The organism is Bacillus sp. SJZ110 (assembly GCF_006715455.1).
In the GTDB taxonomy this organism is placed as follows: Bacteria; Bacillota; Bacilli; order Bacillales; family Bacillaceae; genus Bacillus; species Bacillus subtilis.
Genome location: NZ_VFNF01000002.1, coordinates 407,145 through 430,992 on the forward strand (window position 1 = coordinate 407,145; position 23,848 = coordinate 430,992).

The following is a 23,848-nucleotide window of genomic DNA, read 5'->3' on the forward strand; positions in this document are numbered from 1 at the left end:
AATTGTGAAAAAGTGCGGAAAACGGTACACTTCATATTGTATATGAAAGGACTGAGTCGATGGAACAGATTGGATTGATTGGATATGGCAGCATGGCGGATATGATCGCCAGACAGCTGTTGAAACATGAACAAATAAAAGAGAATGAGTTATTTATTGAGACGAGAACGAAGGGGGAGCGGCTGCGGGCACTCATGTCAGATTATCCAAACGTATCGGCTGACCCGTTGGAGAATTGGGCAAATACGTGCCAATTGATTTTGATATGCGTCCCGCCGCTCCATGTCATCGAAACAATGCGCCGTCTGCACCCGTATGTGAACAGAAATACTCACATCGTATCCATAGCTGCCGGTGTGCCGCTGCGTCTTTTGGAGGCAGAAACAGAAGCCGGTGTATCACGTGTTATTCCTGCCATTACGTCCGAAGCAGAAGCGGGCATCTCACTTGTCGTTCACAGTGAAGCACTGGCTGCGGAGAAAAAAGAACGTCTGAATGAATTGTTATCGGTTTTCAGCCGTGTACGAGAAATCAAAGAATCGAATGTTGATGCGGCCAGCAATTTAACGAGCTCGGCACCGGGATTCATAGCGGCAATCTTCGAAGAGCTGGCACTGTCTGCGGTCAGAAACAGCAGCTTGTCCAAAGAAGAAGCCTTTGATTTTCTGATTCATTCGTTATACGGAACTGGCAAGCTGCTGATCGAAAAAAATATGTCTTTCGAGGAGACGCTGGAACGTGTCGCAACCAAAGGCGGAATAACGGGAGAGGGGGCTGAGGTGATACGCGCCTCTGTGCCTGACGTTTTTGATGAGGTGTTTGAAAGAACCCTGAAAAAATATGAACTGCTTACAGAACAGGTTGGTAAACAGACATGAATCCTTGAAAGAGGATTCTTTTTTTATCACTGAATGGTTGAGATTTTCCCCAGTTATATTGCATTTTTCCTCTTTTTTTAATATAATTTGTTAGAATATTCATAATTTAGTAAAAAAGGAGGAGCGTTATGAAATTGTACATGTCAGTAGATATGGAAGGTATTTCGGGTCTTCCGGACGATACCTTTGTGGATTCCGGCAAGCGGAATTATGAACGCGGACGGCTTATCATGACTGAAGAAGCAAACTACTGTATTGCTGAAGCGTTTAACAGCGGGTGTACCGAGGTGCTGGTCAATGACAGTCATTCGAAGATGAATAATCTGATGGTTGAAAAGCTTCACCCTGAAGCAGACTTGATTTCTGGTGACGTCAAACCATTTTCAATGGTGGAGGGACTGGATGATACGTTTACAGGCGCTTTGTTTCTCGGTTATCATGCGAGAGCCTCGACTCCTGGTGTCATGTCACACAGCATGATTTTCGGCGTCCGTCATTTTTACATAAACGATCGGCCTGTCGGTGAGCTTGGATTAAATGCATACGTTGCCGGTTATTATGATGTCCCGGTATTAATGGTAGCCGGGGATGACCGGGCGGCGAAGGAAGCGGAAGAGCTTATCCCGAACGTGACGACAGCCGCAGTCAAACAAACCATTTCAAGATCCGCAGTGAAGTGCTTGTCCCCTGCGAAAGCCGGACGGCTGTTGACAGAAAAAACTGCGTTTGCCCTGCAAAACAAGGACAAAGTCAAGCCGCTCACCCCGCCTGACAGGCCAGTTCTGAGCATTGAATTCGCCAATTATGGCCAAGCAGAATGGGCGAATCTGATGCCGGGAACGGAAATCAAGACGGGAACTACAACCGTTCAATTTCAGGCGAAGGACATGCTTGAAGCCTATCAGGCGATGCTTGTCATGACTGAGCTTGCGATGCGGACATCATTCTGCTAAAGGGGTGTTTTAGGCTTTGGCGCGATACATGATAAAGCGTTTTTGGGCAATGGCAGCTACGATTTTGGTGATTACCACCCTGACTTTTGTTCTCATGAAGGTCATTCCCGGATCTCCTTTTAACGAGGAGAGAGGCACAAATGAAGCCGTTCAAAAAAATCTCGAAGCCTACTATCACTTAGACGATCCTCTCATTTTCCAATACATTTTCTACTTAAAATCCATCATTACATTCGATTTCGGACCTTCAATTAAAAAACCGTCGGACAGCGTAAATGATATGCTGGAACGCGGATTTCCCGTTTCCTTTGAGCTTGGGATGACAGCGATTGTCATTGCTGTGATTTCTGGGCTGGTGCTGGGCGTAATCGCTGCACTCCGCCGCAATGGCTTTTTGGACTACGCCGCGATGAGTCTTGCAGTACTCGGCATCTCCATCCCGAATTTTATTCTGGCAACATTGCTCATTCAGCAATTTGCTGTCAATCTCAAACTATTTCCCGCTGCGACATGGACGAGCCCGATTCATATGGTGCTTCCGACCGCAGCGCTTGCTGTAGGGCCAATGGCGATCATTGCCAGGCTGACACGGTCGAGCATGGTTGAAGTTCTGACACAGGATTATATCCGCACAGCAAAAGCAAAAGGGCTTTCTCCGTTCAAAATTATCGTAAAACACGCACTCAGAAATGCACTCATGCCCGTCATTACCGTCCTGGGCACACTCGTCGCCAGCATCTTAACAGGAAGCTTTGTCATTGAAAAAATCTTTGCCATTCCGGGAATGGGAAAATATTTTGTTGAAAGCATTAATCAGCGGGACTACCCCGTGATTATGGGAACGACCGTTTTTTACAGCGTCATTCTGATTATCATGCTGTTTTTGGTCGATTTGGCCTACGGTCTCTTAGACCCGCGCATTAAACTGCATAAGAAAGGGTGAAGCGTGTGAATCTCCCTGTACAAACGGATGAACGCCAGCCAGAACAGCACAATCAGGTGCCTGATGAGTGGTTTGTCTCGAATCAGGAAAAAAATCGGGAAGCCGATTCGGTCAAGCGGCCGAGTTTATCATACACGCAGGATGCCTGGAGGAGGCTGAAAAAAAATAAATTAGCGATGGCCGGACTCTTTATTCTTTTATTTCTTTTTGTCATGGCAGTTATCGGGCCCTTTTTATCGCCCCATAGTGTCGTACGCCAATCGCTGACAGAACAAAATCTTCCGCCCTCAGCCGATCATTGGTTCGGCACCGATGAACTCGGCCGGGATGTGTTTACCCGAACATGGTATGGCGCGAGAATCTCGTTGTTTGTCGGCGTGATGGCAGCACTGATTGATTTTTTGATCGGTGTCATTTACGGAGGCGTTGCCGGCTATAAAGGCGGCAGGATTGACAGCATTATGATGCGGATTATCGAAGTGCTGTACGGACTGCCGTACCTGCTTGTTGTCATTTTGCTGATGGTGCTCATGGGACCGGGACTGGGCACTATTATTGTGGCGCTGACTGTGACCGGGTGGGTCGGCATGGCGAGAATTGTAAGAGGCCAGGTGCTTCAGATTAAAAATTATGAATATGTACTCGCCTCGAAAACCTTTGGCGCGAAAACCTTTCGCATCATCCGAAAGAATTTGCTGCCGAATACTATGGGAGCGATCATCGTACAAATGACATTAACCGTACCTGCCGCCATATTCGCAGAATCATTTTTAAGCTTTCTCGGCCTCGGCATACAGGCTCCGTTTGCAAGTTGGGGCGTGATGGCGAATGACGGCCTGCCTACGATTTTATCTGGGCATTGGTGGCGCCTGTTTTTTCCGGCCTTTTTCATATCTCTGACGATGTACGCGTTTAATGTGCTGGGGGACGGATTGCAGGATGCGCTTGACCCTAAGCTGAGGAGGTAGCTGTATGGAAAAAGTTCTGTCAGTCCAAAATCTGCACGTGTCTTTTACGACTTACGGCGGGACGGTTCAGGCGGTCAGAGGGGTGAGCTTTGATTTGTATCAAGGAGAAACCTTTGCGATCGTCGGCGAATCCGGCTGCGGCAAAAGCGTTACCTCCCAAAGCATCATGGGCCTGCTTCCGCCTTATTCGGCGAAGGTGACAGACGGCAGCATTCTATTTAAAAACAAAGACCTTTGCCGTCTCTCTGACAAAGAAATGAGAGGTATCAGGGGAGCCGACATTTCTATGATTTTTCAAGACCCGATGACGGCGTTAAACCCTACGCTGACTGTCGGCGACCAGCTGGGGGAAGCGCTATTGCGCCACAAAAAAATGAGCAAAAAAGCGGCACGGAAAGAGGTGCTTTCCATGCTGTCATTGGTTGGTATTCCAGATCCCGAAGAGCGCCTAAAGCAATATCCCCACCAATTCAGCGGCGGCATGAGACAGCGGATTGTCATTGCGATGGCGCTGATTTGCGAGCCTGACATCTTAATTGCGGATGAACCGACCACCGCCCTGGATGTAACCATTCAGGCACAGATTTTAGAGCTGTTTAAAGAGATTCAGAGAAAAACGAATGTGTCTGTCATTCTGATTACACATGATTTAGGTGTCGTTGCCCAGGTAGCTGACAGAGTCGCAGTCATGTATGCCGGGAAAATCGCGGAAATCGGCACGAGAAAAGATATTTTTTATCAGCCGCAGCACCCTTATACAAAAGGACTGCTGGCTTCTGTTCCGCGGCTGGATTTAGATGGCGCTGAGCTGATCCCAATCGACGGAACGCCGCCGGATTTATTTTCGCCTCCGCCGGGCTGCCCGTTTGCCGCCCGCTGTCCGAACAGGATGGTCGTGTGTGACAGGGTGTACCCGGGCCAGACGATCAGATCTGACTCGCACACCGTCAACTGCTGGCTGCAGGATCAACGAGCAGAGCATGCGGTGCTGTCAGGGGATGCGAAGGATTGAACATGAAAAGGGGGAAGAGGATGAAACGAGTGAAAAAGCTATGGGGCATGGGTATTGCATTAGGACTTTCGTTTGCGCTGATGGGGTGCACAGCAAATGAACAGGCCGGAAAAGAAGGCAGTCATGATAAGGCAAAAACCAGCGGAGAAAAGGTGCTGTATGTAAATAATGAAAATGAACCGACTTCATTCGATCCGCCGATCGGCTTTAATAATGTGTCATGGCAGCCGTTAAATAACATCATGGAGGGGCTGACGCGTCTTGGCAAAGATCATGAGCCCGAGCCGGCAATGGCGGAGAAATGGTCTGTTTCGAAAGATAAAAAAACTTACACATTTACGATTCGGGAAAATGCGAAATGGACAAACGGAGATCCTGTAACAGCCGGAGACTTCGAATACGCGTGGAAGCGGATGCTTGATCCGAAAAAAGGCGCTGCATCGGCATTCCTAGGTTATTTTATTGAAGGCGGCGAAGCATATAACAGCGGGAAAGGGAAAAAAGATGATGTGAAGGTGACGGCAAAGGATGATCGAACCCTTGAAGTTACACTGGAAGCACCGCAAAAATATTTTCTGAGCGTTGTGTCCAATCCTGCGTATTTTCCGGTAAATGAAAAGGTCGATAAAGACAATCCAAAGTGGTTTGCTGAGGCGGATACATTTGTCGGAAACGGCCCGTTTAAGCTGACGGAATGGAAGCATGATGACAGCATCACAATGGAGAAAAGCGACACGTATTGGGATAAAGATACAGTGAAGCTTGATAAGGTGAAATGGGCGATGGTCAGTGACAGAAATACAGATTACCAGATGTTTCAATCAGGGGAACTTGATACCGCTTATGTCCCTGCTGAGCTGAGTGATCAGCTGCTTGATCAGGATAACGTCAATATTGTTGACCAGGCGGGTCTCTATTTCTATCGATTTAATGTCAACATGGAGCCGTTTCAAAATGAAAACATCAGAAAAGCCTTTGCGATGGCTGTGGATCAAGAGGAAATTGTAAAGTATGTCACGAAAAATAATGAAAAACCGGCGCGTGCCTTTGTATCGCCTGGGTTTACGCAGCCTGACGGCAAAGATTTCCGTGAAGCAGGCAGAGACCTGATCAAGCCTAACGAAAGCAAAGCGAAGCAGCTGCTCGAAAAGGGCATGAAGGAAGAAAACTATAATAAGCTTCCTGCGATCACGCTTACTTACAGCACAAAGCCGGAGCATAAAAAGATTGCCGAAGCTATTCAGCAAAAATTGAAAAATAGCCTTGGAGTCGATGTAAAGCTGGCCAATATGGAATGGAACGTATTTTTAGAGGATCAAAAAGCGCTGAAATTCCAATTCTCTCAAAGCTCATTTTTGCCTGATTACGCGGACCCTATCAGTTTTCTGGAAGCCTTTCAAACGGGAAATTCGATGAACCGCACAGGCTGGGCCAATAAAGAATACGATCAGCTGATCAAACAGGCGAAAAATGAAGCCGATGAAAAAACACGGTTCTCTCTTATGCATCAAGCTGAAGAGCTGCTCATCAATGAAGCGCCGATCATTCCGGTTTATTTTTATAATCAGGTTCACCTGCAAAATGAACAAGTAAAAGGAATTGTCCGTCACCCTGTCGGCTATATCGATTTAAAATGGGCAGATAAAAACTGATGGCGGTGATTGAGGAAATACTGCTTCTTTATGCGAAGGAGCGGTATTTTTTCTCTTTCTTGCACGTATACGTAGGGTGCAGAGCAAATGAAAGGAGTGTTTTCGTTGAATTACAAGCCGAAAGCGCTGAAAAAGGGTGATACAGTCGGAGTGATCGCGCCCGCAAGTCCGCCGGATCCAAAAAAGCTTGACACCGCGCTTTTATTTTTAGAAGAGCTCGGTCTTCAGGTAAAGCTGGCCAAGGCGCTGAAAAACCAGCACGGCTATTTAGCGGGACAGGATGATGAGCGGCTGGCGGATCTCCATGAGATGTTCAGAGACGAGGAGGTAAAAGCAGTGTTGTGCGCATGCGGGGGTTTTGGGACAGGACGTATCGCCGCGGGCATTGATTTCAGCTTGATCCGCAAACACCCTAAAATCTTTTGGGGATACAGCGATATTACGTTTTTACATACTGCCATTCATCAAAACACAGGTCTTGTCACCTTCCATGGCCCAATGCTCAGCTCGGATATTGGCCTTGACGACGTTCACCCGCTGACAAAAGCGTCATATAAGCAGCTCTTCCAGGAGACGGAATTCACCTATACAGAAGAGCTTTCTCCGCTGACCACGCTTGTTCCTGGAAAAGCGGAAGGCGAGCTTGTCGGGGGAAATCTGTCTTTGCTGACGTCTACACTGGGCACGCCATTTGAAATTGATACGAGAGGAAAGCTTCTGTTTATTGAAGATATTGACGAGGAGCCTTATCAAATCGACCGGATGCTGAATCAGCTGAAAATGGCGGGGAAGCTGACGGACGCTGCGGGAATTCTAGTTTGTGATTTTCACAATTGTGTCCCGGTGAAGCGAGAGAAGTCTCTCTCGCTTGAGCAAGTGCTGGAAGACTATATTATTTCTGCGGGCAGGCCTGCTCTGAGAGGATTTAAAATCGGCCACTGCTCGCCAAGTATTGCCGTTCCGATCGGTGCGAAAGCTGCTATGAATACAGCAGAAAAAACAGTCGTAATAGAGGCAGGCGTTTCAGAAGGGGCGCTGAAGACATGAAAATCATTCGAATCGAAACAAGCCGAATCGCTGTCCCGCTGACAAAGCCGTTTAAAACCGCGCTTCGCACTGTGTATACGGCTGAATCAGTCATAGTAAGGATTACTTATGACAGCGGTGCAGTCGGATGGGGAGAAGCACCCCCGACGTTAGTGATTACAGGAGACAGCATGGATAGCATTGAAAGTGCCATCCACCATGTGTTGAAGCCGGCATTGCTTGGAAAAAGCCTGTCCGGCTGTGAGGCCATTCTGCACGACATCCAGCATCTTCTTACAGGAAATATGAGCGCGAAGGCTGCTGTAGAAATGGCGCTATACGACGGCTGGGCGCAGATGTGCGGGCTGCCGCTTTATCAAATGCTTGGCGGATATCGAGATACGCTGGAAACAGATTATACCGTCAGTGTCAACTCACCTGAAGAGATGGCAGCTGATGCCGAGAATTATCTCAAACAAGGCTTTCAAACGCTGAAAATAAAGGTCGGAAAAGATGATATTGCAACAGATATTGCCCGTATCCAGGAAATCAGAAAACGTGTCGGATCAGCTGTGAAACTGCGTTTAGACGCTAATCAGGGGTGGACGCCGAAGGAAGCGGTAACTGCCATTCGGAAAATGGAGGATGCGGGTCTAGGCATTGAGCTTGTCGAGCAGCCTGTCCATAAAGATGATCTCGCTGGGCTTAAAAAGGTGACAGATGCAACAGATACGCCGATTATGGCTGATGAAAGTGTTTTTACACCGCGCCAGGCGTTCGAAGTTCTGCAAACCCGGAGCGCAGACTTGATCAATATTAAATTGATGAAAGCGGGCGGCATCAGCGGAGCAGAGAAAATTAATGCCATGGCGGAGGCCTGCGGGGTGGAGTGTATGGTCGGCAGCATGATCGAAACGAAGCTGGGCATTACGGCCGCGGCGCATTTTGCGGCAAGCAAGAGAAACATCACACGCTTTGATTTTGACGCGCCGCTGATGCTGAAAACAGATGTATTCAAAGGCGGCATAACATATAGCGGCAGCACGATTTCGATGCCTGGCAAACCGGGCCTCGGAATCACCGGGACTGCGCTTTTGAAAGGGGGAAAAGAGCAATGATGCACACTGTCATATCAGCAGTGGCCAACATCTGGACAGCGCCTGATTCACCGCGTCCGTCTGATCAATTCATACTTCAACCGACTGTAAGGATCAGAGACTGGCTGGAGCGCATGACGTATGATGAACGGCTTGGATTATGTACAGACAATGTAATCCAAACTCAGGTTCTCTTTGGCGAAAAGGTACTTGTGACGGCGGAACAGGGGGAATGGGTTTCTGTGATCGTGCCTAGCCAGCCATCCCGAAAGGATCCGCGCGGATACCCGGGTTGGATGAAAAAGTACCAGCTGGAAAAAACAAAGCCCATCCATACACAACACGATATGATGATCAGCAAACCTGCTGCCTTTTTGTACAGAAGCAATGGGGAAAAGGAGATCGAATTAAGCTTTTTAACGGTTCTCCCCTTCATTGCAAAAGAAAACGGATATTTTAAGGTTTCGACTGTTTTGGGAGAAAGGTTTGTGAAGCAAAGTGATGCAGTGCCTGTCAGCAAACAGAAAGGGACTGCTGAAGACATCATTCAAACGGGTGCTTTTTTCCTTGGCCTTCCCTACCTATGGGGAGGGATCAGCGGGTTTGGGTTTGATTGCTCCGGATTTATGTACAGTATATTTAAGGCGAATGGATATAGCATCCCCCGTGATGCGGGAGATCAGGCTAAGGCGGGGAAGGGTGTCCCGCTTGATGATATGAAAGCAGGTGACCTGCTGTTTTTTGCTTATGAGGAAGGAAAAGGAGCGATTCATCACGTCGGTCTCTCCGTTGGCGGCGGGAAAATGCTTCATTCTCCAAAGACAGGAAAATCAATCGAAATCATTACATTAAAAGACACAACCTATGAAAAAGAACTTTGTGCGGTGCGCCGCTGTTTTTCAGAATAAGGAGGGAGACAAATGACGCCACTGCCTTTGTTAGAGGTCAGCCAGCTGAAAATGCATTTTGACGCAGGGAAAAAGCGGACAGTCAAAGCCGTCGACGGGGTCACCTTTCAGATTCGTGAAGGAGAAACGTTCGGGCTAGTCGGGGAATCAGGGTGCGGGAAATCAACCTTGGGGAGAGTGCTGATGCGCCTTTATCAGCCGACAGAAGGAAGCGTGACATACCGCGGCACAAATCTTCATGCACTAAGTGAAAAAGAGCAGTTTGCCTTCAACCGCAAACTGCAGATGATTTTTCAGGACCCTTATGCTTCACTTAACCCGCGCATGACCGTTCGAGAAATTATTTTGGAGCCGATGGAGATTCACAATCTCTACAATACCCATAAAGCGCGGCTTCTCGTCGTGGACGAGCTGCTTGAGGCAGTTGGGCTTCATCCCGATTTTGGCAGCCGTTATCCGCATGAATTCAGCGGCGGGCAAAGGCAAAGAATCGGGATTGCGAGAGCACTGTCGCTGAATCCGGAATTTATCGTGGCGGACGAACCGATTTCTGCTCTTGATGTCTCTGTTCAAGCGCAGGTGGTCAACCTGCTGAAGCGGCTTCAAAAAGAGAAAGGGCTAACGTTTTTATTCATTGCCCATGATCTTTCGATGGTGAAGCATATCAGTGACAGGATCGGTGTTATGTACTTAGGACACATGATGGAAATTACAGAGAGCGGCACCTTGTATCGTGAACCGCTCCATCCCTATACAAAGGCGCTTTTGTCCTCAATTCCGATTCCAGATCCTGAATTGGAGGACAAGCGTGAGCGTATTCTCTTAAAAGGAGAGCTGCCGAGCCCGGTCAATCCGCCAAGCGGCTGCGTGTTTCGTACCCGCTGTCCGGAGGCGATGCCTGAATGTGGAGAATCTCGTCCCCAGCTTCAAGAAATCGAACCCGGCCGTTTTGTCGCTTGCCATTTGTATCGAAATGCTGAAACGAAGGAAAAAGTGAGATAAATAAAAAGAGTGGCTCCTTTTTACTAGAGCCACTCCATTTGTTTTATACTTGATGTAAAAACTTTACACAAACCGGGTAAGGGACAGAAACCGTTGATGGGAGGAGTGTCAATCGGCCGGTTTCTTTGTCTCTTTCAAACAAGACAAGGTTGCCTGTTTCTTCATTTGAAGCAACGAGGAACCCTTCCGTTGGGTCAAGTACAAAGTCACGAGGCCAGTTTCCTTCTGTCGACACTCTTTCTACGAAAGCCAGCTCTCCTGAATATTGATTCACTTCAAATACGGCGATACTGTCATGGCCGCGGTTTGCGACATAAACAAAACGTCCGTCCTGCGTGACATGAATTGCGCTTCCCTGGCTGTTATCTGTAAAATCATCAGGGATGGCAGAAACGACTTGGATTTCTCTAAATTCGCCGGCTGTCGGGTTGTATTCAAGCGCAATCACTTCATTGCTTAATTCTGTCATGACATAAGCGTATTTTTCTTTCGGATGAAAAGCGATATGGCGAGGTCCTGCACCGGGAGCGAAGGAATGGCTTCCGGATTCAGTCAACACGCCGTCTTTCAGCTTATAGGTGTACAGCTTATCTATACCTAAATCAACCGCTACCACATAATTGTGTTCAGGTGTGAACCCCGCGTAGTGTGTATGCGGTTTTTCTTGTCTTTCGTGCGGCCCTTTTCCTGTGTGAGCGGCCTCTGAAACAGGTGATTGCAAGCTGCCGTCTTCCTGAACCGGAAAAACGTGTACCTTCCCGCTGTGATAATTGGCAGTCAGGATGAATTGATTTTGATCATCAATGCTTACGTGGCATGGCGAAGGGCCATCAATTAACTGATGATTCAGAAATGTCAACTCGCCGCTGTTTTTATCGATTTGATAGGCAGCAACTCCGCCTTGGCCGTCTGCTTTTTCGATGGAATAAAGGATGGTGTTGTTTTTATTCGGCGCCACATATGTCGGGTTGCCCAGCTTAGCGGCCAGCTTTGGCTCGCTGAGTGCTTTTTTCTCAGTATCAAGCTCAAATGAATAAATTCCTTCGCTTCCGCCTTTTGTATACGTCCCGACATATCCTATGTATTTTGTCATGCGATTTCCCCCTTAAAAATGATGTCACCTCTATATTAACGTATCTTGATAAAATAAGCTGTTCAAAACATGAAAAAGGGGAAGATTCTTCATTCGCCTCGAATCAGCGGCATTGTGCAGCACCTGAAGGAGCCGCCTGATTTAATAATTTCTGACAGGTCAATTTCGATAATGTGATAGCCTCTTTTCGATAGCTGTTGATTGACATGGCGGTTGCCAGGGAGACTGATGATCGTTTTTTTTCCGATTGAAAGGACGTTGGTGCCAAGCGTAAATTGTTCGTCCTCGGGCACCTCAATAAGATCATAACGTTTTGCCAGCATATCGGCTGCATCTGGCTCGATGGCCTGTGGATAAATTAACGCTTCGCTTTCAGATACAATGTTAAATACGCAGTCCAAATGCAAAAATTTTTCATGAAGCTTCACTGGAACGATCGTATATTCAGGAAGTGCCTCTTCCAGCTGGCCGATAGCTGAAATGTCGGTGCGCTGGCTGATTCCGACATAGACAATGTCATCATCGATAATGACGTCTCCGCCTTCAATACTCGTATCAAGCATGCGGGTATAAGAGATACCTTGGCTGTGAAAAAAATCTTTTATAACGGCTTCTTCTCCTTGGCGAATCGGTTCAGTCATGCTTGACAGAAAGGCTTTTTCTCCGATGACAAACCCTATATCCCTAGTGAAAACCTGTTCTGGGAGCCCGTCGCGAACGGGTAAAAGGATGACCTCAACGTTGTGTGACCTAAGTGCCTCCACTAAGCGGCTGTGCTGGTCGTTTGCGGTTTTTACATGAATATTGTCATCTTCAAAATGTTTTTGTGTTTCGTTTATAACATCTTTTATGGTCATGTGCTCAGGTTTGCATAAGATCACTTTCTGAAGTGTACCGTATTCCGTTCGGCATACCGTTTTGTGCTGAGATTTCGGGATGGATACGTCCATTTGTTTTTCCTCCTAAAGTGTGAAGAATACATTTATTATTCCCTCATCATGAAAATCATTAAACCATTTTAAATTTTAGACAAATGGAAGAGAATATTGTTTAATAGGAGAATATAAGTGCATTTAGCTAAAAGATCAGACATCAAAGGGGAGAAAGGTATGGAAACACCGGAAACAAGATTTTGTAAAGAGTCAAAGGTTGTGAAAACCAGCAGGGTGTTCCCGCTTGACACGAACAACCATAATACGCTGTTTGGCGGAAAATTAATGAGCTACATAGACGACATTGCCTCTATTTCAGCGGCGCGCCATTGCAGACGTGAAACGGTAACAGCTTCAATGGATTCTGTAGATTTTTTAAAGCCGATCGGGCAAAAGGATTCTGTCTGCCTAGAGTCATATGTGACATGGGTCGGCACATCTTCCATGGAAGTATTTGTGAAAGTTATTAAGGAGCATTTGATGACTGGCGAACGGGAACTCGCTGCCACATCCTTTTTGACATTTGTCGCATTAGATTCAAATGGCAAGCCGGTGCCTGTACCGAGGGTTGTACCGGAAACAGAAGAAGAAATCATGCTGCATAATACAGCTGTACAGCGTGCTAATGAACGTAAGAACCGCAAGAAACACAGCCAGGCGCTTGCGAATGCGCTTGGAACTGATAAGCCTTGGTGAACGTTAAACCCAAAACATAAGTTGTTTTGGGTTTTTTTTTGTACTTTTCAATGGTGATTATTGCAATGGTTAGTTCGTTTTTGCTAGGGGATTCTATAAAAAAGCAACAAATGTCATGTTAAATTGATAATTTTGTGACAACTTTATTAAAGATTCATTTTAGATATATCTTTTATTCGTAAGATCATGTATTTTAAAGATATATTATGAATACATCTTTTCGAAAGGATTGTTTATAAAATGTTAGATAACAAAACAATCGAAATTATTAAAAGCACTGTACCCGTATTGCAACAGCATGGAGAAACAATCACTGGCCGTTTTTACGATCGGATGTTTCAAGACCATCCAGAGCTTTTGAACATTTTTAATCAAACAAACCAAAAGAAAAAAACACAGCGAACTGCTCTGGCAAATGCCGTTATTGCAGCTGCGGCAAACATTGACCAATTAGGAAACATCATTCCGGTTGTCAAACAAATCGGCCACAAGCACCGCAGTATCGGAATTAAGCCTGAGCACTACCCAATCGTCGGTAAATATTTGCTGATTGCGATTAAAGATGTATTGGGAGACGCTGCAACTCCTGACATTATGCAGGCATGGGAAAAAGCGTACGGAGTCATTGCTGACGCGTTCATCGGAATTGAAAAAGACATGTATGAACAGGCTGAAGAGCAAGCCGGCGGCTGGAAGGAGTATAAGCCATTCGTTATCGCAAAAAAAGAGCGGGAAAGCAAAGAAATTACATCCTTCTATTTGAAACCGGAAGACGGCAAGCCGTTACCTGAATTCCAAGCAGGGCAATATATCAGCATCAAAGTGCGGATTCCTGATTCTGAATATACGCATATCCGCCAGTACAGCCTGTCTGATATGCCGGGAAAAGACTATTATCGAATTTCAGTGAAGAAAGATGGTGTCGTGTCTTCCTACTTACACGATGGGCTGCAGGAGGGAGATTCAATAGAGATCAGCGCACCGGCAGGGGACTTTGTTTTAGATCATGCATCACAAAAAGATCTCGTTTTGATCAGTGCCGGAGTTGGCATTACACCAATGATCAGCATGCTTAAAACATCTGTTTCCAAACAGCCTGAACGGCAAATTCTGTTCATTCATGCGGCGAAAAACAGTGAATATCATGCATTGCGCCATGAAGTAGAAGAAGCAGCAAAACATTCTGCTGTTAAAACAGCATTTGTGTATCGCGAGCCGACAGAGGAAGACCGTGCAGGTGATCTGCATTTTCATGAAGGACAGATTGATCAGCAATTCCTCAAAGAACTGATTGCCAATACAGATGCGGATTACTATATTTGCGGTTCACCGTCGTTTATTACGGCAATGCATAAGCTTGTATCAGAGCTCGGATCAGCGCCGGAATCTATCCATTACGAGCTATTCGGCCCGCAATTAAGTTTGGCGCAGTCCGTTTGAACACATACATGAAACTCTTCTCCTTTCAGAGAAGAGTTTTTTATTGAGATATAAGAAGGTAGACAAGCGCCGGTTTCTACATCCGGACAATCACAGACCCGCCGCCATTTGTGCATACACGGTTTTGCTGTTCTTGCATTGTTCTCAGCAATTCATTGTTTACCTCAATCGCTCTAATTAGTTGCTCCATCCTTAGCTCCAAACCGGCCAGCCTGTCGATTGTTTGCTGCTGGTAGCCCGCGGGTTGGGGAGCCAATGGCAGATCAAAGGGCCAATGGGTATTCGACTTCTGATTTTTCATATTGCGTATTGCGCCTCCAATCGGTGTCACTTTCTATTATGTTATGTTCAGGCGATGTGCACGTTCGCCTATTTAGACACTGATGCATAGCGGGCCTGCCACGGGGCACAATAGGCTCAATATGACCAGCGGATGGAGGTAAAGATCGGTGTTATGGATGGTATGGGTATTTTTACTGAAGCCAGTTATCGTATTTTCGATTGCATATATTTTGTTTCGGCTTGCCGGTAAAAAAGCTGTGTCACAAATGAACAATTTTGATCTGCTTTTGACCTTCGCAATCGGAACCATTATCAGTGAGCCGATCCTTACATCCAAGCTGCCGATGTCAATTTATTATGCGGGTGCTTTTTTGGTGCTTTATCTTATCATGAGCAAGCTCTCTTTATCTAATAAATGGCGATGGCTCCTAGTCGTGAGCCCGACTGTCCTAATCCGAAACGGGGATATTGATGAACGCGGCCTTCGTAAAGAAAGGCTGACTGTTAATGAGCTGCTCGGAAAGCTGAGGGAAAAGGGCTATGCCGACCCGGCTGACATTGATCTTGCTATCATTGAAGAAACGGGAGAAGTAAGCGTCATCCCGAAAGAGGAAGCGAGAGCGGTGCAGGTGCGGGATTTGAATATGGAAGCTGAACGGAATTTTATCCCGATTCCGCTCATACTGGATGGCGAAATCCTTGATCATAATTTGAAATATCTCCAAAAAAAACCGATCCTGGCTGTTTGAGAAGCTTGAGGAAAAAGGGTACAGCCCCAAACTGCTGTCTTCGATTACCCTTGGCACGATGAATGCACGCGGTGATATATCCCTTGATTTAAATACCGCTAATGAACCGCAGCATGATCCTTACTTATATAAACCGGGAAATAACAATTAAGATGGCTCTCTCTTGTAATGAGAGCTTTTTTCTTTTTTAAAGGGAATTTTTGTTTGGTGTCAAATGTACCTAGTTAGGAGGGGAACTGAACATGAAGGACTTATCCATAAGAAACGACATGGCGCCAACGGTCAGTTTGCTGTATTCCGCAGTGGAAGAAAACAGTCTCCGTCTGGCTTCCATCGTAAGCCATATGACACACAGTGAACTTTACTATAAGGGGCGCTGCCAAACAAAAAACAGCACGGCTCAGCTTTTGCACCATATCACAAATGTTGATATCAGATGGGTCTGGCGCATTAGGGAAAATCGGATACCGAATCATATTGAACAGGCATACGGCCCGATGACAGATGAAAGCGGACGGCTGCCTGAACCGGTGAATCAGCCAGGCTTAGATGAACTCCTGAAAAGACATCAGCATGTAGTTGAGGAGTTGAAATCGGTATGCTTCACTTTAACTGAAAATGCTTTGAACCAGCCGCTTTCTTTTGAAGGTGACACCGCGACGATACGATGGGGAATTTGGCATATGGCAGATCATAACCGCTATCATCAGGCACATATTGAAGCTCTCAAAAAAGAATGGAAGCAGGATGTGGCGAAATATGAACGCTAAAACGAAGCTTGTGACTGATCGAATTCGTTTGCGCTGTATGGAAGATCGGGATCAAGCCACTTTGTTTGGGCTGCTTTTTAATGATCCTGACGTCATGAAATATTATTCCGGTTTAAAAGATAAGAGGCAAACCCGCGAGTGGGTCAATTGGAACCAACGAAATGAAAAAGGGTACGGCGTTAGTCTGTGGATCGCCGAAGATAAGCGGACAGGGGAGTTTTTGGGGCAATGCGGCATCGTTCCCCAGCAGATCGAAAATCAAACCGTAATGGAAATTGGCTATATGTTTGCCCGCCGCCACTGGGGGAACGGCTATGCGCAAGAAGCGGCTCGGGCCTGTCTGGACTATGGCTTTAACGAGCGGCAGTTCGGCAAAATGACGGCTTTGATTGATCCAGGTAACAAAGCGTCCATACGGGTAGCGGAGAAAATCGGCATGCATTACAGCAAAACGATCAGAAAATGGAATAAACCGATCGCGGTATATGAAAGAAAATCTTACAATTGAAAGATAGAGCTGAGTTTAGTATCATGATATCATGTAAAGTTTTCTAGGGTTCCGCATGTCAATTGACATGGACAGGTCCGAGAGAAAACACATACGCGTAAATAGAAGCGCGTATGCACACGGAGGGAAAAAAGCCCGGGAGAGTCAATCTCATGTGAGACGACTGTCCGGGGTTTTTTTGTTTTCGGAGAATCTTAATAGATAGAAAGGAATGACTCAAAATGAAATGGGGATTGGTCGTGCTTGCCGCTGTTTTCGAGGTTGTTTGGGTGATAGGCTTAAAGCACGCTGACTCAGCCTTAACATGGAGCGGCACTGCCATCGGCATCATATTCAGCTTTTACCTTCTAATGAAGGCGACTCACAGTCTGCCAGTTGGTACCGTGTATGCCGTCTTTACCGGGCTCGGCACAGCGGGAACAGTACTTAGTGAAATCGTTCTTTTTCATGAACCGGTTGGATGGCCGAAGCTATTGTTAATTGGCGTGCTCTTAATCGGTGTAATCGGGTTGAAGCTTGTGACACAGGATGAGACAGAGGAAAAAGGAGGCGAGGCATAATGCTGCACTGGATCAGTTTACTGTGCGCGGGCTGTTTAGAAATGGCCGGCGTGGCCCTTATGAATCAATATGCGAAAGAAAAAAGCGTGAAATGGGTGCTGTTGATCATTGTTGGTTTTGCCGCTTCATTTTCCTTGCTGTCGTACGCAATGGAAACCATTCCGATGGGAACGGCTTACGCGGTCTGGACAGGAATTGGCACCGCCGGCGGGGCGCTTATCGGCATCCTCTTTTACAAGGAGCAGAAAGACGCCAAACGGATCTTCTTTATCATGTTGATTTTATGCTCAGCAGTTGGTTTAAAAATTCTGTCATAAATTGATTTTTATCAAATCTTCAGTATAATGGATAAATAGTTTAGACTTACAAAGATAAGAGGGATTATTCATGAAATCATATATGACTCAGCGGTTGGACGAATACCGTGACGGAAATGAGGATAAAGGGCGGCTCTTGGTCAGCTGCCCCGATCAGCCGGGTATCGTCTCTGCAGTTTCCGCGTTTTTATTTGAACACGGTGCCAATATTATAGAATCAAATCAATATACGACAGACCCTGAAGGCGGCCGGTTCTTCCTGAGAATCGAATTCGACTGCGCAGGCATTCGTGAGAAAAAAACATCACTTCAGGCGGCGTTTGCCTCTGTTGCGGAAAAATTCGACATGACATGGAGCTTAACTTTGGCGAGCGAACTGAAGCGTGTCGCCATTTTCGTTTCAAAGGAGCTCCACTGCCTGCATGAGCTGATTTGGGAATGGCAAACCGGCAACCTGATGGCGGAGATCGCTGTTGTCATCAGTAACCATGAGGAAGCGAGAGAGCTGGTTGAGCGCCTGAACATTCCATTCCACTATATGAAAGCGAACAAAGACATCAGAGCGGAAGTCGAAAAGAAGCAGCTTGAACTGCTGGAGCAGTACGATGTTGATGTCATCGTTCTCGCACGCTATATGCAGATTCTAACTCCTGATTTTGTTTCGGCTCATCCGAATCGCATCATCAATATCCACCATTCATTCCTGCCAGCTTTTATCGGTGCGAATCCGTACAAACGGGCCTACGAGCGCGGCGTGAAACTGATCGGTGCGACATCTCATTATGTGACAAACGATCTTGATGAAGGGCCGATCATTGAACAGGATATTGAGCGTGTGGACCACCGCGATAATGCGGAAGCGCTGAAAAACATCGGAAGAACAATTGAACGCAGCGTGCTTGCCCGTGCTGTGAAATGGCATTTGGAAGACCGTGTCATCGTTCATGAAAATAAAACAATCGTCTTTAACTAGACTGCAAGAGGCCCGCGCAAAGCGGGCTATTTTTGATGACAAAAAACCTTGACAAGTGTCTTTTTTCTTTGCATAATATAAAAAAATCATTGAGCGTTGAAGAGGATTAGTAAGCAGACCTTTCTGTGACAGAGAGCAAAATGAATCGCTGAAACATTTTGCCGCATGAAACCTGCCGAACCTGCCTTGGAGTCCTAGGGGGAAAACCTAGGCGCATAACCTGGCGTTACAGGAGAGCGGAGCGTGCACAAGCGCGTTCAATCAAGGTGGTACCACGGAAACCCATTTCGTCCTTATGAATCAGGATGAAATGGTTTTTTTTATTGTAGAAGAGCCGCGGAGGAGAATAAATGAAAAAACAAAGAATAGTAGTGAAAATAGGAAGCAGTTCGCTCACGAATAGCAAAGGAAGCATTGATGAGGCAAAAATCAGAGAGCATGTTCAGGCGATTTCCGTGTTAAAAAAAGCGGGGCATGAAATGATTCTGATTACCTCAGGTGCCGTAGCGGCGGGGTTTTCCAGCCTCGGTTATCCATCCCGTCCCGTTACCATCAAAGGAAAACAGGCGGCGGCCGCGGTTGGACAAACACTGTTAATGCAGCAATATATGAATCAATTTAAACAATACTCACTGACTCCGGGACAAATCCTTTTAACGAGAAATGATTTTTCGAAAAGAGAACGGTACCGAAACGCGTATGCTACGATAATGGAATTATTGGAACGCGGCGTCATTCCGATTATCAACGAGAACGATTCTACGTCTGTTGAAGAATTGACATTCGGAGATAATGATATGCTTTCTGCGTTAGTCAGCGGATTGATTCACGCGGACCAGCTCATGATTCTCACCGACATTAACGGACTGTATGATGCCAATCCAAATGAAAATCCTGAGGCGAAACGATTTGATTATTTGCCGGAGATCACGCCTGAATTGCTTGGATATGCAGGTTCAGCTGGATCAAAGGTCGGCACCGGCGGAATGAAATCAAAGCTGTTAGCCGCACAAACCGCGCTGTCTCTGGGAGTGAAAGTATTCATTGGAACTGGCAGCGGAGAGCAAAAACTTGCGGACATTTTGGACGGCAGGGGAGACGGCACTTATATCGGAGACAAAGAACTATCTTCGGTTAACAACACAAGGCAGTGGATTCAGTTCCACTCGCCGATATCGGGAGAAATTATCATTGATGCGGGTGCCGAGGAGGCGATGATCCATAATGGAAGCAGCCTTTTGCCCGCTGGCGTTGTGGGTGTGAACGGAAGCTTTCCGAAAGGGGCGGTCGTGGAAGTCAGGGGACCGGGCGGCGTGATCGGCAAAGGCCAAACCCATTACTCCTCTGAGGAGATTATGGAAGCCAAAGGAAAACGCAGTGACGAACTTGATTTTGAGAAAACGTTTGAGGTTATTCATAGGAATGACTGGGTCAATGTAAACGACTAGGAGGCGGAAAAATGAGTGAAGTTTCTGTAAAAGCGAAGCTGGCGAAAGAAGCAGCAGCCGAAATGATCATGAAAACAACAGCCGAGAAGGATGAGGCGCTCAGCCTCATTGCAAACGGACTCCGCAAAGAACTTGATTTTCTCTTGGCGGAGAATGCAAAAGACATTGAGAACGGAAAAGAGAATGGTTTAACTCCGGACATCATTGACCGTCTCACACTGGATGAGAAACGGATACGCGATATCGCGGACGCGGTGGAGCTCTTAATCGACTTAGCGGACCCAATCGGCGACTCTCTTGAAACGATTGAAAAAGAAAACGGCCTGTTTATTGAAAAAATCCGTGTGCCGCTCGGTGTCGTAGGAATGATTTATGAGGCGAGGCCAAACGTCACAGTTGATGCGGCTACCCTTTGCCTGAAGACAGGGAACGCGGTTGTGCTGCGGGGAAGCTCCTCAGCCATCCACAGCAACAAAGCGCTCGTCAGTGTCATTCACAGAGCACTTGAGCAATCAGCGCTTCCGATTCACGCTGTGCAGCTGATTGAGGATACAAGCAGAGAGACAGCAAAAGAGCTCTTTACGTTAAATGATGGCTTAGACGTATTGATTCCGCGCGGAGGCAAGAAACTGATTGATCTCGTTGTGAGAGAATCAACAGTTCCTGTATTAGAAACGGGAGCAGGAAACTGCCACATATTCATTGACGAAACAGCCAAACCGCAAATGGCAGAAAAGGTTGTCGTAAATGCCAAAACGCAACGCCCTTCCGTATGCAACGCGATTGAATCATTGCTGATTCACAAGGCTTGGGCAAGACAGCACGGGAAAGAATTGCTGGACCAGCTGGAAAACGCGGGAGTTGAAATTCGCGGTGATGAATTGGTGTGTGAACTTCATCCTTCAAGCAAACAAGCATCAAAAGAAGATTGGGAAACCGAATTTTTAGCGCCTGTCCTCAGTGTAAAGACGGTTGAAAACGTCCAAGAAGCTGTGAAGCATATCCAACAATACGGCACCAATCATTCAGAAGCGATTTTAACTGAAAATGACAAAAACGCGGCATATTTTCAAACGGCTGTCGATGCTGCCGCGGTCTATCATAACGCGTCAACCCGCTTTACCGACGGCTTTGAATTCGGCTACGGAGCCGAAATCGGCATCAGCACGCAAAAGCTTCATGCAAGAGGACCGATGGGGCTTCCTGCACTGACTTCTACAAAATACATCATTAAAGGAACTGGGCAAATCCGTGAATAGCGGGGTAATGTTCAATGAAAAAGCTTATCTCATTACGAGATAAGCTTTTTTATACGCGAAAAATTGACATTTCAAATTTAATTGTGTACAATTTAATTGTATAAAATATATTGGGGGAATGAAAAATGAGTCAGCCATTATTTACCGCAACTGTTTCAGCGGTAGGAGGAAGAGAAGGAAAGGTCATTTCATCAGACCGCGTTCTTGAGCTTGATGTCGCAATGCCGGGGACACCGAGAGCCAAGAAATTAGAAAAAGCGACAAATCCAGAGCAGCTGTTTGCAGCAGGTTATGCAGCTTGCTTTGACAGCGCCCTGCAGCTTGTCGCAAGAACAGAACGGGTAAAAGTAGAGACAGAGGTTACAGCAAATGTTAGCCTGTTAAAGGATGAAGCGGACCAGGGCTATAAGCTGGGTGTGACGCTGCAAGTAAAAGGAGAAGGAGTCAGTGCATCAGAATTGGAGGCGCTTGTGAAAAAAGCGCACGGCGTCTGCCCGTACTCAAAAGCAACCTCCGGAAATATTGATGTGACACTTGAAGTTGCTGAATAAATAAAAAGAGGATGCCTGTACAAGGCATCCTCAATTTTTTTGATGAAGTGTTTCCAGCAATGTATATAGAGCGGATTTTAACTGTTTGAGATCCTCCCCAGACTGCTTTGAGAGCCCCAGAATTGTCTCTGGAATGTCAGCCGCTTTTTCTTTTAATAACGCTCCGTCCTCTGTCAGGCTGATCAACACGGACCGCTCATCCTCTTCAGATCTTTTTCTCGTAATCAAACCCTGTTGTTCCATTCGTTTAAGCATCGGAGTGAGCGTTCCTGAATCTAAATACAGCTGTTCGCCTATTTTTTTGACAGTAAGCGTTTCATGTTCCCATAACAAAAGCAAAGCCAAATATTGAGGGTATGTTATATTCAGCTTATCAAGCAGCGGCTTGTATTGCTTTGTCATTTCCCGCGAACTTGCATATAGCAAAAAACATAGCTGATTCTCCAATTTCATATGATCAAATTTATTTTCCATTTTGTTCACCAACTCTTTTTTATCATTCGATTCTATTGTATCTGAAAAACCTCACTTTTCCTATTCTCGGCAAACATAGCATGTTTAAAAAGATCAGAAAGGGAAATATAACAACTAGATACAAATAAGGAGGTTGGGAAATATGGCACTATTTACAGCAAAAGTAACCGCGCGAGGCGGACGGGCAGGACATATTACATCAGATGACGGTGTTCTTGATTTTGATATTGTCATGCCAAATGCCAAAAAAGAAGGACTAACCGGCACAAATCCGGAACAGCTCTTTGCGGCAGGGTATGCTGCATGCTTCGGCGGCGCGCTCGAACACGTAGCCAAAGAGCAGAATATCGAAATTGATTCGGAGATTGAAGGGCAGGTCAGCCTCATGAAGGATGAGAGCGACGGCGGGTTTAAAATCGGTGTCACACTTGTTGTGAACACGAAAGATTTAGATCGGGAAAAGGCACAAGAGCTTGTCAACGCCGCTCATGAATTCTGTCCTTACTCCAAGGCAACCAGAGGAAATGTTGATGTAAAACTAGAATTAAAATAATGACCGGCAACCTGAGTGTTCTCAGGATGTTTTTTGGTGTCGGAGTATGCGGGGCGGGCACAGATTTATGATAAAACTTCAGAGAAGCGTTTGAAGCATGCCTTTAAACCAAAAGTTACAGGTGAAGCGGGCGGCTGGCTCGGTGTCTGCCAAGCTGAGTTCCGGCGCGCATGATTGCTGTTTTGTATTTGCACAGGGCATAGCGCTACTTGGAGAAATAACAAGGACCAGGCCGCGCATGCCTGATCCTTTTAATATTCTTTCTTATTGGCGAAGTTCCGCCATGCTTGAAACGGGGATAAATGCTCTGTTAGTGTCACTTGATAAAAGGGGATCGATCTTTCTTCAGCAGGTTTATCAATTTCTTTATAAATGAATGAATCATCAAACCCGGCTTCGGCAGCGTCTGTGTGCTCAGCTGCATAGAAAACGGCTTTAGGCCGGGCCCAGTAGATGGCGCCCAAGCACATTGGGCATGGTTCACAGCTCGTATACAAAATGCAGTCATCAAGCTGGTATGCTCCTAGCACCTTACAGGCTTTTCGAATAGCTGTGACTTCCGCGTGGGCAGTCGGATCATTGCTTGTTGTGACGTTGTTCTGTCCCTCTGCAATAATGGCTCCGTCTTTCACGATAACGGCTCCAAAAGGCCCGCCGATTCCTGCATTCACTCCTTCACATGCGAGAGTGACAGCCCGTTTTAAGAACGTTTCATGATTCATCCCAATCCCTCCTGTCAATAGAATGTTATTAGTATAGCCGAAAAGAATGCAAAGAACATTCTTAAAAAAGTGCAAAATAAAC

Annotated in this window: 26 protein-coding genes, 2 pseudogenes, 1 riboswitch and 1 other annotated feature; of the genes and pseudogenes, 23 read left to right on the top strand and 5 right to left on the bottom strand. The window is 46.3% G+C overall.

The features are described 5' to 3' along the window. Positions 1–59: 59 nt before the first annotated feature. The 10 genes from proG (at position 60) to FB592_RS07765 (ending at position 10,439) form a co-directional block, all read left to right on the top strand. Positions 60–878, top strand: a complete 819-nt coding sequence (gene proG / locus FB592_RS07720; RefSeq protein WP_141949425.1) for a pyrroline-5-carboxylate reductase ProG — start codon at positions 60–62, stop codon at positions 876–878. A 128-nt stretch (positions 879–1,006) separates the two neighbouring features. Further along, positions 1,007–1,831 carry a D-aminopeptidase DppA gene (gene dppA, locus FB592_RS07725; RefSeq protein WP_014479576.1) on the top strand — a complete coding sequence of 275 codons (825 nt, stop codon included), beginning with the start codon at positions 1,007–1,009 and terminating at the stop codon, positions 1,829–1,831. 16 nt (positions 1,832–1,847) lie between these two features. After that, positions 1,848–2,774 carry a dipeptide ABC transporter permease DppB gene (gene dppB, locus FB592_RS07730; RefSeq protein WP_003245446.1) on the top strand — a complete coding sequence of 309 codons (927 nt, stop codon included), beginning with the start codon at positions 1,848–1,850 and terminating at the stop codon, positions 2,772–2,774. Positions 2,775–2,779: 5 nt separating this feature from the next. Further along, complete coding sequence (gene dppC, locus FB592_RS07735) at positions 2,780–3,742, top strand: dipeptide ABC transporter permease DppC (protein ID WP_014476568.1); 963 nt, start codon at positions 2,780–2,782, stop codon at positions 3,740–3,742. Between the two features lie 4 nt (positions 3,743–3,746). Beyond that, positions 3,747–4,754, top strand: coding sequence for a dipeptide ABC transporter ATP-binding subunit DppD (gene dppD / locus FB592_RS07740; protein ID WP_015715751.1), 1,008 nt, complete (start codon positions 3,747–3,749; stop codon positions 4,752–4,754). A 2-nt stretch (positions 4,755–4,756) separates the two neighbouring features. After that, positions 4,757–6,406 (top strand): dipeptide ABC transporter substrate-binding protein DppE, encoded by a 1,650-nt coding sequence (dppE, locus tag FB592_RS07745; protein WP_141949474.1) that lies wholly within the window; start codon positions 4,757–4,759, stop codon positions 6,404–6,406. A gap of 87 nt (positions 6,407–6,493) precedes the next feature. After that, positions 6,494–7,453 (top strand): S66 peptidase family protein, encoded by a 960-nt coding sequence (locus tag FB592_RS07750; RefSeq protein ID WP_141949426.1) that lies wholly within the window; start codon positions 6,494–6,496, stop codon positions 7,451–7,453. After that, positions 7,450–8,550, top strand: coding sequence for an L-Ala-D/L-Glu epimerase (gene ykfB, locus FB592_RS07755; protein ID WP_038829053.1), 1,101 nt, complete (start codon positions 7,450–7,452; stop codon positions 8,548–8,550). The genes FB592_RS07750 and ykfB overlap by 4 nt, the downstream gene beginning before the upstream one ends. Beyond that, positions 8,547–9,437, top strand: a complete 891-nt coding sequence (gene eepC, locus FB592_RS07760) for a gamma-D-glutamyl-L-lysine dipeptidyl-peptidase (protein WP_141949427.1) — start codon at positions 8,547–8,549, stop codon at positions 9,435–9,437. The genes ykfB and eepC overlap by 4 nt, the downstream gene beginning before the upstream one ends. A gap of 12 nt (positions 9,438–9,449) precedes the next feature. Then, a complete protein-coding gene (locus FB592_RS07765; protein WP_003232600.1) occupies positions 9,450–10,439 on the top strand; it encodes an ABC transporter ATP-binding protein in 990 nt (329 codons plus the stop codon). A gap of 43 nt (positions 10,440–10,482) precedes the next feature. Here FB592_RS07765 and pgl read toward each other — a convergent pair whose 3' ends face one another. Together pgl and FB592_RS07775 are read right to left on the bottom strand one after the other, a co-directional pair. Continuing rightward, positions 10,483–11,532 (bottom strand): 6-phosphogluconolactonase, encoded by a 1,050-nt coding sequence (pgl, locus tag FB592_RS07770; RefSeq protein WP_032725549.1) that lies wholly within the window; start codon positions 11,530–11,532, stop codon positions 10,483–10,485. Between the two features lie 89 nt (positions 11,533–11,621). Then, a complete protein-coding gene (locus FB592_RS07775; RefSeq protein WP_032725552.1) occupies positions 11,622–12,482 on the bottom strand; it encodes a dimethylarginine dimethylaminohydrolase family protein in 861 nt (286 codons plus the stop codon). A gap of 159 nt (positions 12,483–12,641) precedes the next feature. Here FB592_RS07775 and FB592_RS07780 point away from each other — a divergent pair, with 159 nt between their 5' ends. Together FB592_RS07780 and hmpA are read left to right on the top strand one after the other, a co-directional pair. Then, positions 12,642–13,160, top strand: coding sequence for an acyl-CoA thioesterase (locus FB592_RS07780; protein ID WP_003232595.1), 519 nt, complete (start codon positions 12,642–12,644; stop codon positions 13,158–13,160). Between the two features lie 240 nt (positions 13,161–13,400). Beyond that, complete coding sequence (hmpA, locus tag FB592_RS07785; protein ID WP_003232593.1) at positions 13,401–14,600, top strand: NO-inducible flavohemoprotein; 1,200 nt, start codon at positions 13,401–13,403, stop codon at positions 14,598–14,600. 76 nt (positions 14,601–14,676) lie between these two features. Here the strand turns inward: hmpA and FB592_RS07790 are convergent, their stop codons facing one another. Further along, positions 14,677–14,901 (bottom strand): hypothetical protein, encoded by a 225-nt coding sequence (locus tag FB592_RS07790; protein WP_032725555.1) that lies wholly within the window; start codon positions 14,899–14,901, stop codon positions 14,677–14,679. Between the two features lie 148 nt (positions 14,902–15,049). On the opposite strand from FB592_RS07790, the pseudogene FB592_RS07795 reads away from it, so the two are divergent. The 9 genes and pseudogenes from FB592_RS07795 (at position 15,050) to FB592_RS07835 (ending at position 22,017) form a co-directional block, all read left to right on the top strand. Then, positions 15,050–15,782 (top strand): annotated as a pseudogene (locus tag FB592_RS07795) (DUF421 domain-containing protein). A 91-nt stretch (positions 15,783–15,873) separates the two neighbouring features. Continuing rightward, entirely contained in the window at positions 15,874–16,401 is a 528-nt protein-coding gene (locus FB592_RS07800) for a DinB family protein (RefSeq protein ID WP_141949428.1), read from the top strand. Continuing rightward, positions 16,391–16,909: a GNAT family N-acetyltransferase gene (locus FB592_RS07805; protein ID WP_021479443.1), complete on the top strand. Its 519-nt coding sequence runs from the start codon at positions 16,391–16,393 to the stop codon at positions 16,907–16,909. Before FB592_RS07800 ends, FB592_RS07805 begins: the two co-directional genes overlap by 11 nt. 32 nt (positions 16,910–16,941) lie before the next feature. After that, positions 16,942–17,053: riboswitch (guanidine-I (ykkC/yxkD leader) on the top strand. A 77-nt stretch (positions 17,054–17,130) separates the two neighbouring features. After that, a complete protein-coding gene (gene ykkC, locus FB592_RS07810; protein WP_003232583.1) occupies positions 17,131–17,469 on the top strand; it encodes a multidrug efflux SMR transporter subunit YkkC in 339 nt (112 codons plus the stop codon). Beyond that, positions 17,469–17,786, top strand: a complete 318-nt coding sequence (ykkD, locus tag FB592_RS07815; RefSeq protein ID WP_141949429.1) for a multidrug efflux SMR transporter subunit YkkD — start codon at positions 17,469–17,471, stop codon at positions 17,784–17,786. Before ykkC ends, ykkD begins: the two co-directional genes overlap by 1 nt. A 70-nt stretch (positions 17,787–17,856) precedes the next feature. After that, positions 17,857–18,759 carry a formyltetrahydrofolate deformylase gene (purU, locus tag FB592_RS07820; protein ID WP_021479442.1) on the top strand — a complete coding sequence of 301 codons (903 nt, stop codon included), beginning with the start codon at positions 17,857–17,859 and terminating at the stop codon, positions 18,757–18,759. Between the two features lie 87 nt (positions 18,760–18,846). After that, positions 18,847–19,057 (top strand) — a binding site (T-box leader). Between the two features lie 52 nt (positions 19,058–19,109). Next, complete coding sequence (gene proB / locus FB592_RS07825) at positions 19,110–20,207, top strand: glutamate 5-kinase (RefSeq protein WP_017695098.1); 1,098 nt, start codon at positions 19,110–19,112, stop codon at positions 20,205–20,207. Between the two features lie 11 nt (positions 20,208–20,218). Continuing rightward, the gene (gene proA, locus FB592_RS07830) at positions 20,219–21,466 is read left to right on the top strand and encodes a glutamate-5-semialdehyde dehydrogenase (RefSeq protein WP_014476586.1); all 1,248 of its coding nucleotides are present in this window, start codon (positions 20,219–20,221) and stop codon (positions 21,464–21,466) included. Between the two features lie 125 nt (positions 21,467–21,591). After that, on the top strand, positions 21,592–22,017 hold the full coding sequence (locus tag FB592_RS07835) for an organic hydroperoxide resistance protein (RefSeq protein ID WP_003232574.1): 426 nt from the start codon (positions 21,592–21,594) through the stop codon (positions 22,015–22,017). Positions 22,018–22,047: 30 nt separating this feature from the next. Here the strand turns inward: FB592_RS07835 and ohrR are convergent, their stop codons facing one another. Continuing rightward, positions 22,048–22,491 (bottom strand): organic hydroperoxide resistance transcriptional regulator OhrR, encoded by a 444-nt coding sequence (gene ohrR, locus FB592_RS07840; protein ID WP_141949430.1) that lies wholly within the window; start codon positions 22,489–22,491, stop codon positions 22,048–22,050. Positions 22,492–22,633: 142 nt separating this feature from the next. Here ohrR and ohrB point away from each other — a divergent pair, with 142 nt between their 5' ends. Both ohrB and FB592_RS07850 read left to right on the top strand, forming a co-directional pair. Beyond that, positions 22,634–23,044 carry an organic hydroperoxide resistance protein OhrB gene (ohrB, locus tag FB592_RS07845; RefSeq protein WP_141949431.1) on the top strand — a complete coding sequence of 137 codons (411 nt, stop codon included), beginning with the start codon at positions 22,634–22,636 and terminating at the stop codon, positions 23,042–23,044. A gap of 26 nt (positions 23,045–23,070) precedes the next feature. Next, positions 23,071–23,247 (top strand): annotated as a pseudogene (locus FB592_RS07850) (hypothetical protein). 48 nt (positions 23,248–23,295) lie between these two features. Here FB592_RS07850 and guaD read toward each other — a convergent pair. After that, positions 23,296–23,766: a guanine deaminase gene (gene guaD / locus FB592_RS07855; RefSeq protein ID WP_038829040.1), complete on the bottom strand. Its 471-nt coding sequence runs from the start codon at positions 23,764–23,766 to the stop codon at positions 23,296–23,298. Positions 23,767–23,848: the final 82 nt, after the last annotated feature.

Coding starts and splice junctions, on each gene's coding strand:
- ykfB (WP_038829053.1), top strand. CDS start 7,450: ATGAAAATCATTCGAATCGAAACAAGCCGAATCGCTGTCCCGCTGACA.
- guaD (WP_038829040.1), bottom strand. CDS start 23,766: ATGAATCATGAAACGTTCTTAAAACGGGCTGTCACTCTCGCATGTGAA.
- proB (WP_017695098.1), top strand. CDS start 19,110: ATGAAAAAACAAAGAATAGTAGTGAAAATAGGAAGCAGTTCGCTCACG.
- dppA (WP_014479576.1), top strand. CDS start 1,007: ATGAAATTGTACATGTCAGTAGATATGGAAGGTATTTCGGGTCTTCCG.
- ohrR (WP_141949430.1), bottom strand. CDS start 22,491: ATGGAAAATAAATTTGATCATATGAAATTGGAGAATCAGCTATGTTTT.
- FB592_RS07805 (WP_021479443.1), top strand. CDS start 16,391: ATGAACGCTAAAACGAAGCTTGTGACTGATCGAATTCGTTTGCGCTGT.
- FB592_RS07800 (WP_141949428.1), top strand. CDS start 15,874: ATGAAGGACTTATCCATAAGAAACGACATGGCGCCAACGGTCAGTTTG.
- FB592_RS07780 (WP_003232595.1), top strand. CDS start 12,642: ATGGAAACACCGGAAACAAGATTTTGTAAAGAGTCAAAGGTTGTGAAA.
- FB592_RS07765 (WP_003232600.1), top strand. CDS start 9,450: ATGACGCCACTGCCTTTGTTAGAGGTCAGCCAGCTGAAAATGCATTTT.
- FB592_RS07750 (WP_141949426.1), top strand. CDS start 6,494: ATGAAAGGAGTGTTTTCGTTGAATTACAAGCCGAAAGCGCTGAAAAAG.
- proG (WP_141949425.1), top strand. CDS start 60: ATGGAACAGATTGGATTGATTGGATATGGCAGCATGGCGGATATGATC.
- dppE (WP_141949474.1), top strand. CDS start 4,757: ATGAAAAGGGGGAAGAGGATGAAACGAGTGAAAAAGCTATGGGGCATG.
- ykkC (WP_003232583.1), top strand. CDS start 17,131: ATGAAATGGGGATTGGTCGTGCTTGCCGCTGTTTTCGAGGTTGTTTGG.
- ohrB (WP_141949431.1), top strand. CDS start 22,634: ATGGCACTATTTACAGCAAAAGTAACCGCGCGAGGCGGACGGGCAGGA.
- FB592_RS07835 (WP_003232574.1), top strand. CDS start 21,592: ATGAGTCAGCCATTATTTACCGCAACTGTTTCAGCGGTAGGAGGAAGA.
- ykkD (WP_141949429.1), top strand. CDS start 17,469: ATGCTGCACTGGATCAGTTTACTGTGCGCGGGCTGTTTAGAAATGGCC.
- FB592_RS07790 (WP_032725555.1), bottom strand. CDS start 14,901: ATGAAAAATCAGAAGTCGAATACCCATTGGCCCTTTGATCTGCCATTG.
- proA (WP_014476586.1), top strand. CDS start 20,219: ATGAGTGAAGTTTCTGTAAAAGCGAAGCTGGCGAAAGAAGCAGCAGCC.
- FB592_RS07775 (WP_032725552.1), bottom strand. CDS start 12,482: ATGGACGTATCCATCCCGAAATCTCAGCACAAAACGGTATGCCGAACG.
- eepC (WP_141949427.1), top strand. CDS start 8,547: ATGATGCACACTGTCATATCAGCAGTGGCCAACATCTGGACAGCGCCT.
- pgl (WP_032725549.1), bottom strand. CDS start 11,532: ATGACAAAATACATAGGATATGTCGGGACGTATACAAAAGGCGGAAGC.
- hmpA (WP_003232593.1), top strand. CDS start 13,401: ATGTTAGATAACAAAACAATCGAAATTATTAAAAGCACTGTACCCGTA.
- purU (WP_021479442.1), top strand. CDS start 17,857: ATGAAATCATATATGACTCAGCGGTTGGACGAATACCGTGACGGAAAT.
- dppD (WP_015715751.1), top strand. CDS start 3,747: ATGGAAAAAGTTCTGTCAGTCCAAAATCTGCACGTGTCTTTTACGACT.